The sequence below is a fragment of the bacterium genome, from assembly GCA_016873475.1.
Lineage (GTDB): Bacteria > Krumholzibacteriota > Krumholzibacteriia > JACNKJ01 > JACNKJ01 > VGXI01.
In genome coordinates this window covers 1-11,405 of sequence record VGXI01000102.1, presented here as the reverse complement: position 1 = coordinate 11,405, position 11,405 = coordinate 1, and the positions used below count along the sequence as shown (strand labels likewise).

The window sequence follows — 11,405 nt, the reverse complement described above, 5'->3', positions numbered from 1 at the left end:
AGCCGTAGGTCGAGATCTGGTGGTAGATCTCGAATTCGGGGGGATAGTTGTAGTAGCGGCGCGGCATGCCCTTGCTGCCCATCACGAACTGCGTGAAGAAGGTGACGTTGAAGCCGACGAAGATCAGCACCGCCGCCACCCGCCCCCAGAGCTCGCTGTACATGCGGCCGAACATCTTCGGCCACCAGTAGTGGAGCCCGCCGAGGAAGGCGATCAGGGTGCCGCCCATCATCACGTAGTGGAAATGGGCGACGACGAAGTAGGTGTCGTGCAGGTGGATGTCGGTGGCGAGCGTGCCGAGGAAGAGGCCGGTCAGGCCGCCGATCGTGAAGAGGAACAGGAAGCTCAGCACGTAGAGCATCGGCGTGTCCAGGCGCAGGCTGCCCTTGTACATCGTCGTCAGCCAGTTGAAGACCTTGATCGCCGAGGGGATCGAAACGCTGAAGGTGAGCGCGCTGAAGATCATGTTCGCGAGGCCGGACTGGCCGCTGGTGAACATGTGGTGCCCCCAGACGAGGAAGCCGAAGATCGCGATCGCGATGCTCGAGTAGGCGATGTAGCGGTAGCCGAAGATGTGCTTGCGGCTGAACACCGAGACCAGCTCGCTGATGATGCCCATCCCGGGCAGGATCATGATGTAGACGGCCGGGTGCGAGTAGAACCAGAAGAAGTGCTGGTAGAGCACGGGATCGCCGCCGAGCGCGGGGTCGAAGATGCCCACCCCGAAGCTGCGCTCGATGACGAGCAGCACGAGCGTGATGCCGAGCACCGGCGTCGCCAGCACCTGGATCACCGCCGTTGCGTAGAGCGACCAGAGGAAGAGCGGCATCTTGAACCAACTCATCCACTGCGGCCGGAGCTTGTGGATCGTCACGATGAAATTCAAACCCGTGAAGATCGAGCTGAAGCCGAGGATGAAGGCGCCCATCGTCAGCCAGACGACGGCGCCGCCGGTCGAGGTGCTGTAGGGCGTGTAGAAGGTCCAGCCCGTGTCGACGCCGCCGGCGAGGATCGAGACCAGCGCGAAGACGGCGCCGACGACGTAGAGGTACCAGCTCGCCAGGTTCAGGCGCGGGAAGGCGACGTCCTTGGCGCCGAGCATCACCGGCAGCACGAAGTTGCCGAAGGCGGCCGGGATGCTCGGGATGATGAAGAGGAAGATCATGATCGCGCCGTGGAGCGTGAAGGACTGGTTGTAGTCCTGCGCGTCCATGATCGTGCGGCCCGACGTGAAGAGCTCCGTGCGCACCAGCATCGCGAAGAGGCCGCCGAGGAAGAAGCTCGTCAGGACCGAGATCAGGTAGAGGACGCCGATCCGCTTGTGGTCCAGCGTCGTCAACCAGGACTTCAGGCCGTGGCCATGCGTGAGGTAGTTGTCGTCGCCGCCCGGGACCTGCGGCTGCGGGCTCGTCGTCACGGCTGCGCCCCCTGGTCGCTCAGGGTCTTGAGGTACTCGATCATCATGCCGATCTCCTTCTCGCTGATGCGGCCCTGGAAGGTCGGCATCACGGGCTCGAAGCCCTCCACCACCTGGCCCTGCGGATCGAGCAGGGAGGCGCGGATGTAGTTCTCGTCCGCGACGACGCTGCTGCCGTCCTTGAGCCGCCGCGGGCTGCCGAAGAGCCCCTTGTAGCTGGGTCCGATCATGCGCGAGCCGTCGACGCTGTGACAGGCGTTGCAGCCGAGGCTCTTCGTCAGCCGCTCGCCCGCCTCGGCCGGCGGCAGCTTGTCGAGGAAGCCGCCCGCGTCCGCAAGCCAGGTTTCGAACTCGCCCGCTGGATGAACGATCACCTTGGAGATCATGTCCGAGTGGCTGTCGCCACAGAACTCCGCGCAGAGAATGTAGTGCTCGCCCGGCGCCTCGGGGTCGAACCAGACCTTGGTGTAGCGACCGGGGACGACGTCGTGCTTCACGCGGAAGTCGGGCACGTAGAAGCTGTGGATCACGTCCTGCGAGGTCATCACGAGGCGGATCGGCTTATCGACCGGCACGTGTAGCTGCGGGTCGCGGTAGCCGTTGGGGTAGGTGAACTCCCAGTTCCACTTCTGGCCGGTGACGAGCACCTCGTAGGCGTCGGCCGGCGGCACGCTGAGCCTCAGGTAGGCGCGGAACCCGACGGTGAAGATGACGATCACGAGCGCGACCGGCACCAGGGTCCAGGTCAACTCCAGCGCCGTGTTGTGCGAGACGTCCGAGCTGGCGCGCTCCTCGCGGCGGCGCTGCCGGTAGCGGACGATGAAGACCACCATCAGGCCGACGATGAGCGTGAAGAAGAAGAGACTGAGCCAGAGCAGGAAGCTGAAGATGCCGTCCACCTGGCCGGCGATGGCCGTGCCCTGGCGTGGCATCCAGAAGGACCCGCTGCCGGTCGCCAGCCCGGCGCCCGCCGTCGAAGCGAAGAGCGTGTTCAGCGCATTCACGGGTGCGATCCCCCTGCGACCAGCCGGCGGTGGCGATCGCGCCGCCAGACCGTGATCAGCCACAGGGCCAGGGTGAGGGCGCAGATGCCCCCGCCCAGCCGCATCAGGTTCATCGCCGCCGGCGCGTAGCGGCCCTCGGCGGCGTCGTAGTGGAAGCAGAAGAGCAGCACGCGGTCGAGCGCGCTGCCGATCTTGCCCGCCGAGGCTTCGACCAGGGCCAGGCGCAGGTCCTTGCCCGGAAAGTCGAGCCCGAGCAGGGTCTGGCTCACCTTGCCCGCGGGCGTGAGCACGAAGATGCCCGCGGCGTGCCGGTACTCGCCCGTCTCGGGGTCGAGCGCGTACTTGAAGCCCACCGCGTCGGCCAGGGGCGCGATTGCCGCCTCCTCGCCCGTCAGGAAGTGCCAGCCCGCGGTCGCCGACGGTCGACCGTAGTCCTCGATCTGGTGGGCCCGCTTCCTGAAGGCGCCGGCGCTGTCGTCCTTGGGATCGATGCTCACCGTGACGATGCGGAACTCCTGCCCGGCCGTCCAGTCCAGCTCCTTGAGGCCGGCCACGAAGCGGTCGAGCAGGACGTTGCAGAGCATCGGGCAGTTGTAGTAGACGAGCGTGAGGATCACGGGCTCCGCGCCCGTGAAGTAGTCGCCGAGGCGAACGGCGCGGCCCTGCTCGTCGCTGAAGGCCAGGTCGAGCGGCACCTGGACGCCGGCCTGGTGGAAGATCCCCAGCCCCTTGAGGGCCGCGGGCTCCTGGTCGGCAGGCTGCGCCGCGGCGCCCCGCGAGGCGGCCGCGCTCACCGCCAGCGAGAAGGCGAGCGCCAGGAGGGCCCCGCACGCAGCGCCGCCCAGCCCGTCTCCATGCCGGCGGCGGATCACGGCTGCGCTCCCGGCGCCGCCTGGGCGGCGACGCGCGCCATCGCGGCCTCGATTGGCATCCTCAAGATCCCCTTCTCGGCATCGACCCAGGCGTAGTCCGCGAGCTGGGCCGCCTGCGCGGCCTCGAGCGCCGCCAGGCGCTCGCTGCCGGCACGCGGGCCCTTCGCCGCCCGTTCGGCGTCCTCCCAGCGGTAGAAGACGAGCGTCAGGCCGAGGATGATCAGCACGAGCAGAAGCCCGCCGATGATGCCCACCCAGGCTGTGCTCGCGCTGCGCGGATCGTCGTGTCGCATCGGCTCAGGCATTCTCGAACTCCAGGGAAGCGGCGAGCCGCGGGTCCTTCTCGGGAATCACGCTGCACCGGCGCAGGCGCAGCAGGATCAGGCTCGCCGCAACGCCGCCGAGACCGATGGCGAGCGCCAAGTCCAGCAGGTGGAAGGGCGGACGGCCAGGACTGAAGCCGGGCATCACCAGCCAGTAGATGTCCACCCAGTGCATGAGGAGCACCCAGAAGGCGCCCGGCGTGAGCAGCAGGCCCTGCCGCTTCGGGTAGCGCGAGATGAGGCCGAGGAAGGGCAGGAAGAAGTGGCCGAAGAGCAGCAGCAGCGTGACGGCCGTCCAGCCCCCGGTCTGGCGGGCCAGGTACCAGCCTGTCTCCTCGGGGATGTTCGCATACCAGATGAGCATATACTGCGAGAAGGCGATGTACGCCCAGAAGACGATGAAGGCGAAGACCAGCTTGCCGAGATCGTGGTAGTGCTCGCGAGTGATCGCCCGCGTCAGGGGGGGCCGCCGCGCTGGAGCAGGCGCGCCCAGAGCGCGAGCAGCGCGAAGCAGCTCACCGCGCTGCCGGCGAAGAAGTAGACGCCGAAGATGGTGCTGAACCAGTGTGGGTTCAGGCTCATCAGGAGGTCGAAGGCGGCGAAGGAGACCGTCAGCGCGTAGAGCACGAGGCCGGGGCCGCTGAGCCGCTGCATCGCGTGCGTGTGGGCGACGTCGCCCGTAGCGTCCTGGGCGACGGAGTGGCGGAAGAAGTGGCGCGTGAGCCAGGTCCAGACGAGGAAGTAGATCGCCAGGCGCACGGCGAAGAAGGTCGGATTCAGGTAGGGCGCCTTGGCCGCGAGCAGGGGATCGTGGGCAGCGTGCTCGGGATTGCTCCACGGATAGAGCGAGCGCTGGCCGAAGAGGATCGGCAGCGCGAGCAGGGCCAGCCAGGGCAGGTTGGCGGCCAGCGCCTCGGCGAGGCGGCGCACGACGACGCTCCAGGTCGCCCCCGTCACGTGCTGGATCAGCACGAAGAAGAGCGCGCCCAGCGAGAGGCTGAGCAGGAAGGCGTAGTTGACGAGATAGGCCTGCAGGAAGCGGTCCCAGCCGGCGGCGGCCCCGAGGGCGGCGCTGGCCGCGAGGCCGACGAGCGCGGCCAGGCCGGCCAGACGCAAGGCGCGCCTGCCGCCCGCCCCGAGGTGCCGGGGCTCCTGGCCCGGGGCTCCTGCGTGATGTCCAGGCGCTGGGGCCGCGTCATCGTCCCGCCTCCTGCGCGAAGCGCGCCCGCTGGTCGGCAGGCAGGTCGGCCAGGCTCGCGTGCTGGCTGAGCTGCAGGGCCTTCACGTAGGCGACGATCGCCCAGCGATCCCGGGGCGGGATCTGCGGCCCGTAGGCCGGCATGTTGCGCACGCCGGCGGCGATCGCCTGGTAGAGCTGGCCGAGCGGCCGCTCGCGGATGAGGTCCGTGTGCAGGCTGGTCGGCGGCGTCCAGCCGCCCTCGGCGAGGGCCAGCGCGCGCTCGTTCACGATGCCGTCGCCGTAGCCGGACAGGCCGTGGCAGGGCGCGCAGAAGATGGCGTAGCGCTCGCGGCCGCGCTCGAGCAGCCCGGCATCGACGGCAAGGGGGAAGCGCGTCACCCACTCGCCGGCCACGCGCCCCTCGACGAAGGCGGCGCCGCCCGCCAACTCGCCGCGGGCGACCGTGCCGGCCGGCTCCTCGCGGGCGGCGCGTCCATCGGCGAAGAGGCTGCTGGCCTCCTGGGCCTTGTACTTCGGCTGCTTGTCCATGTCGGGGATGATGTGGATGCGCGTGCGATCGCCCTTGGAGGCAAGGCGGTCCTTCGCCACCCAGGCCAGCGGAATCAGGGTCAGCAGCACGCCGACGACGAGCAGGTTCAGGATCCAGCGCGGCATGCTAGAGCGCCTCCTCGCGCAAGGGCTCGACGGCGACGGCGCCCAGCCCGGCCAGGAAGCGGGCCGTCTCCTCCCCGCGGCAGCGCGGATCGCGCGCCTCGATCGTGATGAAGAAGCGGTCGCTGGTCACGCGCCGAAAGCGCTCGCTCTGGAAGACGGGATGGTGGTAGCGCGGCAGCCCGTTGAGCGCGAGCATGCCGACGAAGGCGGTCAGCGCGCTCAGGAGGACGGTCATCTCGAAGGTGATCGGGACGTTCGCGGGGATGCTGAAGTGCGGCTTGCCGCTGTTGATCAGCGGGTAGTCGACCGCGTTGATCCACCACTGCATCAGCAGGCCGAGGCCGGCGCCGCTCGCGCCGGCGCCGAAGACCAGCCAGGGCAGCTTCGTCGTGCGCAGGCCCATCGCCGCGTCGAGTCCGTGCACCGGGAAGGGCGTGTGGGCGTCCCAGCGCGTGAAGCCGGCGTCGCGCACCTGCGCGCAGGCGGCGAGCAGGGCGCCGACCGTCTCGAATTCGGCGAGATAGCCGTAGAGGCTGCCTTCCTGCCGGATCGCTGCGCTCACCAGCCCCCCCCTTACTCCGGCCGCGCCGGGTCGTAGCGGCCCGGGATGTCGCCCCAGTAGTCGCCGGCGCCCGGATGCTCCGGATCGTGGGCGTGCGCTTCGGGCATCACCGTCTTCACCTCGGCCATGGCGACGATCGGCGCCACGCGCAGGAAGAGCAGGAACAGCGTGAAGAAGAGGCCGAAGCTGCCCGCGAGGGTCAGCACCTCGACCCAGGTCGGCGTGTAGCTGCCCCAGGCCGAGGGCAGGTAGTCGCGGCTGAGCGAGCTGACGACGATCACGAAGCGCTCGAACCACATGCCGACGTTGATGGCCACGGCCACGGCCCACATCACCCACAGGTTGCGCCGCAGGCGCTTGACCCAGAAGATCTGCGGGCCGAGCACGTTGCAGCTGACCATGATCCAGTAGGCCCAGGCGTAGGGCCCCAGCGCACGGTTGACGAAGGCGAAGCTCTCGTAGCGGTTGCTGCTGTACCAGGCGATGAAGAACTCCATCGCGTAGGCGTAGCCGACCATCATGCCCGTCGCGAGCATGATCTTGGCCATCGCCTCCAGGTGCCTCGGCGTGATCAGGTCCTCGAGGCCGAACAGCTTCCTGGCCGGCAGCACGATCGTGCTCACCATCGCGAAGCCGCCGAAGATGGCGCCGGCGACGAAGTAGGGCGGGAAGATCGTCGTGTGCCAGCCCGGGATCACGCTGGTCGCGAAGTCGAAGCTGACCACCGAGTGCACGCTGAGGACGAGGGGCGTCGCCAGGCCGGCGAGGAGCAGGTAGGCCTTCTCGAAGCGGTGCCAGTGGCGGTTGGAGCCGCGCCAGCCCAGGGCGAGCAGGCCGTAGACGAGCTGCCGCGCGCGGCCGGTCGCCCGGTCGCGCAGGGTGGCAAGGTCGGGCACCATGCCCATGAACCAGAACAGGATCGAGACCAGCATGTAGGTGCCGATCGCGAAGACGTCCCAGAGCAGCGGGCTGCGGAAGTTGGGCCAGGCCTGCTGCTGGTAGGGAATCGGGAAGATCCACTGCAGCAGCCAGATGCGGCCGACGTGGGGGGAAGAGGCCCGCGCAGACGACGGCGAAGATCGTCATCGTCTCGGCGAAGCGGTTGATGCCCGTGCGCCAGCGCTGCCGGAAGAGGAAGAGCACGGCCGAGATCAGCGTCCCCGCGTGGCCGATGCCGATCCAGAAGACGAGGTTCGCGATGTCGAAGCCCCAGCCGATCGGGTTGTTGAGGCCCCAGACACCCACGCCCGTCGAGACGAGATAGCCGACCATCGCGAAGAGGACGAGCGTGAACAGGCCGGCGATGCCGAGCGCGACCGTCCAGGCCCGCGGCATCTGCCGGCGCTCGACGATCGCGCAGATCGTGTCCGTGACCCCGCCGAGGTCCTTGCCGCCCGTGACGAGCACGGGCTGGACCCCAGGCGGCAGGTCAAGCTGGGCGCGGGGATCAGGAATGACTGCGCTGCTCATGCTGCGGGCTCGCCAGGTTCGGGTTCGGATTCGTCACGCGCGCCAGGTAGACCGTCCGCGGCTTGATGTTCAGCTCCCCGAGCAGGGAGTAGGCGCGATGGTCGCCGTGCAGACGGCGGACCGCGCTCGTCTCGTCGTTCAGATCGCCGAAGCGGATCGCCTGCGTCGGGCAGGTCTGCTGGCAGGCGGGCTGGATCTCGCCGTCCACGAGCGCGCGACCGGCGTTCTTGGCCTCGATCTTCGCGTTCTGGATGCGCTGCACGCAGTAGGTGCACTTCTCCATGACGCCGCGCGAGCGCACCGTGACCTCCGGGTTGAAGACCAGGCGCGTCACGGCGGGGACGTCCTTCGTGTAGTGGTAGAAGTTGAAGCGGCGCACCTTGTAGGGGCAGTTGTTGGCGCAGTAGCGGGTGCCCACGCAGCGGTTGTAGACCATGTCGTTGAGGCCTTCGCTGCTGTGCACCGTCGCCTGGAAGGGGCAGACCTGCTCGCAGGGCGCCAGCTCGCACTGGGCGCAGGCCACCGGCTGGACGACGCTCGCCGGGTTCGCCGGCTCGCCCTGGAAGTAGCGGTCGAGGCGGATCCAGCTCATCTCGCGGCCGCGCGCCACCTGATCCTTGCCGACGACGGGGATGTTGTTCTCCGCCTGGCAGGCCACGGCGCAGGCCCCGCAGCCGATGCAGGTGCCGAGGTCGATGCTCATCCCCCAGCGGTGCCCCGCGTAGGCGTGCTCCTGCCAGAGCGAGACGAGCGGCGGGTGGTGGTCCGCGTGCGCGAAGTCGGGTTCGCGGCGGTAGGTCTCCAGGTCGGCCGACTTGACCAGCTCGGCGATCCGCGCCTCGCGCCCGGCGAAGCCGACAGGGTCGATGAGGTAGTGGTCCTGCGTCCCGGCCAGCAGGTACTGGCCGCCCAGCGGCGTGAGCGCGAGCCCAGCGGCGCCGGCCAGCGCCCCGCTCGCGCGCAGGCGATAGGCGTCGAAGCCGACGCCGTTGCCCACGGTGCCCGCGGCCTGCCGCCCGTAGCCGAGCGCCAGGGCGACGGTGCCCGCCGCGATGCCGGGCAGCACCGCCACGGCGGCCTCCAGGCTGCGATCGCCGACGCTCAGACGCACGCGGTCGCCGGGGGCGAGACCCGCCGCCGCCGCGGTTGCCGGGCTGAGGGCGGCCGCGTTGTCCCAGGTGATGCGGCTGAGCGGATCGGGCAGCTCCTGCAGCCAGCCGTTGTTGGCGAAACGGCCGTCGTAGACGCAGTGGTCGCGGTGCAGGACGAGGGCGAGGCCGGACGGCGCCGCCGCTGGCGGCGCCGCGAGCGCCGCGGCGAGCGCGCCCCCCGCCAGGGCCGGCGCCTCGCTGGGGAAGGCGCTCGTCGCCAGCACGCCGTCGTGGAGGAGCTGGCGCCAGGCCGTCTCGGGATCGCCAGCCAGACGCGGCGCGACGCTCTCGCGCAGCTGGCCGTATCCGTCGGCGGGGCCGCTGCCCGCGAGCAGCGCGAGCAACTCGCCGGGGCTCTTGCCCGCGTAGAGCGGCTCGATCAGGGGCTGCGCGCTGTAGTAGGTGCCGTCCCAGGCGAGGGCGTCGCCCCAGGCCTCGAGGAAGTGCGCGCGCGGCAGGTGCCAGCGGCAGCGCCGCGAGGTCTCGTTGTCGTAGAGCGAGAGGTGGACGCTGGCGTCCACGCGCGCGAGCGCGCCGGCGAAGTCCAGGTCGGCCGGCGCATCGTAGACCGGATTGCCGCCGAGGATGACGAGCGCCTTCACCTCGCCCGCCGCCAGCGCGCGCGTGAGCGCCGTGAGGGATGCGAGCTGGGCCGTCTCCTCGCTGGGGGGTGGGGCCGTGTAGCGCAGGCAAGGGCCCTCGCTCCCGAGCAGGCGATTGAGCAGCGCGGCCAGCGCGTGCACGCGCGCCGGCTGGCCGGGGCCGACGACGATGAGCGCCCCCTCGCGCGCGGCCAGCAGGTCCTCGCCCAGCGCGCGCAGGAAGGCGGGATCGCCGGCCGCGTGGACCGCGCCGGGCAGGCCGCGCCAGCCGGCGAGCTCGCCCGGTAGCTCGCCCCCGAGCCGCTCGAGCAGTACCGCCGCGAGCGCGAAGGCGAAGGCCTCGATCTCGGCCGGGCGCAGGGGCAGGCGGTGGTCGGCCAGGCTGCCGGTCAGGCTGTAGCGGCTCTCGACGGCATAGAGGCGGTTCAGCCGGTGCTCGGGGTTGCGCCCGGCCGCATAGTCGCGAGCGAGCGCCAGGGCGGCCGGGTGATCGCCGAGGAAGTCCGCGTCCAGCGCGAGGATGACGCCGGCCGCACCGAGATCGGGCAGGGCGCGCAGGGGACGGCCGAAGGCGAGGACGCTGCCCGCGTAGGCGTTGTCCTGGTTCAGCGGCTCCCAGACATGCCAGCCTGCCTGCGGGAAGGCGGCTGCCAGGCGCGCGCGCTGGGCCGCCAAGGCCGGCGAGTTGCTGCCCTCGGCGAGCACGGCCAGGCCGCGCCCGCCCGCAGCCCGCAGAGGCGCCAGGAACCCGGCCGCCGCGGCGCCGAACTGCGCCCAGTCCACCGCCCGCTCGCTCCCATCGCGCAGGCGGGGCCGCTGACTGCGATCCGGATCGTAGAGCTCGAGAATGCTGGCCTGGGCGAGCGCATCGGCAGCGCCGCGACCGACCGGGTCGCTCGGGTTGCCCTCGACCTTGATCGGCCGGCCTTCGAAGCTCGTGACGAGCAGGCCCGTCGCGCTGCCGGCGAGTTCGAAGGCCGTCGCGAAGGCGCGCGTCTGGCCCGGGATCTGCCCGGGGCGGGCTGGTAGGCGCGGGGCACGATCGTCTCGCGTGGCCAGCGGCAGCCGGCCAGGCCGGCCAGCGCGACCGAGGCGCCCATGATCCTGAGAAAGCCGCGACGCGAGAGCGCATCCGGCGCCAGCTCGGCGCCGGGGGGGAACTCGCGTGCGCAGAGCGCCCGGAATTCGGGGCTGCCCGCATACTCCTGGAGACTGCGCCAGTAGCCGCCCTGGCGATCCGCTAGCGATGGCATGTGGAGCAATCCGTCGGCGGTTGGATGTTGTACTCCCGGCGGAACTCGGCGCCGAGGACGGCCCGATCGCCGGCCGGCGCCCAGTCCATGGCGGTGACGACTGGCTGTGGCCGCAGCTGCGGCTCCGGGTTGCGGTGGCAGTCCAGGCACCAGCCCATGTGCAGGGGCTCCACCTGGCTGACCACCTCCATCTGATCGACGCGCCCGTGGCAGGACGCGCAGCCGACCCCGCGCCGCACGTGGGCGCTGTGGTCGAAGTAGGCGAAGTCGGGCAGGTCGTGGACCCGCACCCAGGGGATGGGCAATCCCGAGGCGTAGCTCGCCAGCACGGGCGCGAGCTTCTCGCTCGTCGCGCGCAGCTTCGCGTGGCAGTTCATGCAGGTCTGCGTTGGGGGCAAGGTGGCCTGAGCCCCCGTTTCGACTCCCGTGTGGCAGTAGCGACAGTCGATGCCCAGGGTGCCCGCGTGCAGCGCGTGGCTGTAGGGCACAGGCTGCGTCGGGGCGTAGCCGACATTCGTGGTCCGCGGACATTCGTGGTCCGCGGAGAGGTTGCGTAGGCGATGAGGACCACCGTGTAGACGAGCCCGCCGAGGATCGCCAGGGTCGCGAGGGGGCGGATGGCGTTCGTCCAGCGGGGGAAGAGCGCGCGGGGTTGGGAGTCGCTGCTCTGCATGGCGACGCAAGCTAGAGCATTTCACAAGCGGCGGTCAAGGCATAGACGAGATCGCAGAAATCAGGACCGCTTAGTCCCCCATCCATGCTCGGACTGGGGGATGGTGGATGTTCGTCCGAGCGAACCCTAAGCTGAAAAAAGGCAAGAGGGCTCGCGCCCTCTCGCCTTGCACATCTCAGCATCAAGGAGAGGAGTTCATCTCCTGCGACCGTCGCTCTCCCCC

Annotated in this window: 9 protein-coding genes and 2 pseudogenes; all 11 read right to left on the bottom strand. The window is 70.1% G+C overall.

The features are described 5' to 3' along the window. Positions 1-1,417 (bottom strand): cytochrome c oxidase subunit I (locus FJ251_09400; protein ID MBM4117941.1); only part of this gene is annotated, 1,417 nt, incomplete at its 3' end. Beyond that, on the bottom strand, positions 1,414-2,349 hold the full coding sequence (gene coxB, locus FJ251_09395; GenBank protein MBM4117940.1) for a cytochrome c oxidase subunit II: 936 nt from the start codon (positions 2,347-2,349) through the stop codon (positions 1,414-1,416). The genes FJ251_09400 and coxB, both read right to left, overlap by 4 nt. A gap of 68 nt (positions 2,350-2,417) precedes the next feature. Beyond that, positions 2,418-3,293: an SCO family protein gene (locus FJ251_09390; protein ID MBM4117939.1), complete on the bottom strand. Its 876-nt coding sequence runs from the start codon at positions 3,291-3,293 to the stop codon at positions 2,418-2,420. After that, complete coding sequence (locus tag FJ251_09385; protein ID MBM4117938.1) at positions 3,290-3,598, bottom strand: hypothetical protein; 309 nt, start codon at positions 3,596-3,598, stop codon at positions 3,290-3,292. Before FJ251_09385 ends, FJ251_09390 begins: the two co-directional genes overlap by 4 nt. Continuing rightward, positions 3,591-3,980, bottom strand: coding sequence for a hypothetical protein (locus FJ251_09380; protein ID MBM4117937.1), 390 nt, complete (start codon positions 3,978-3,980; stop codon positions 3,591-3,593). Before FJ251_09380 ends, FJ251_09385 begins: the two co-directional genes overlap by 8 nt. A gap of 92 nt (positions 3,981-4,072) precedes the next feature. After that, the gene (locus FJ251_09375) at positions 4,073-4,732 is read right to left on the bottom strand and encodes a hypothetical protein (GenBank protein ID MBM4117936.1); all 660 of its coding nucleotides are present in this window, start codon (positions 4,730-4,732) and stop codon (positions 4,073-4,075) included. A 79-nt stretch (positions 4,733-4,811) separates the two neighbouring features. Beyond that, entirely contained in the window at positions 4,812-5,471 is a 660-nt protein-coding gene (locus FJ251_09370) for a cytochrome c (GenBank protein ID MBM4117935.1), read from the bottom strand. A 1-nt stretch (position 5,472) separates the two neighbouring features. Further along, on the bottom strand, positions 5,473-6,036 hold the full coding sequence (locus FJ251_09365) for a DUF3341 domain-containing protein (protein MBM4117934.1): 564 nt from the start codon (positions 6,034-6,036) through the stop codon (positions 5,473-5,475). A gap of 8 nt (positions 6,037-6,044) precedes the next feature. Beyond that, positions 6,045-7,503: pseudogene (locus tag FJ251_09360) on the bottom strand (hydrogenase). Further along, a pseudogene (locus tag FJ251_09355) lies at positions 7,481-10,509 on the bottom strand (4Fe-4S dicluster domain-containing protein). The pseudogenes FJ251_09360 and FJ251_09355 overlap by 23 nt, the downstream one beginning before the upstream one ends. Further along, positions 10,497-11,141 carry a cytochrome c3 family protein gene (locus FJ251_09350; GenBank protein ID MBM4117933.1) on the bottom strand — a complete coding sequence of 215 codons (645 nt, stop codon included), beginning with the start codon at positions 11,139-11,141 and terminating at the stop codon, positions 10,497-10,499. Before FJ251_09350 ends, FJ251_09355 begins: the two are co-directional and overlap by 13 nt. Positions 11,142-11,405 lie beyond the last annotated feature (264 nt).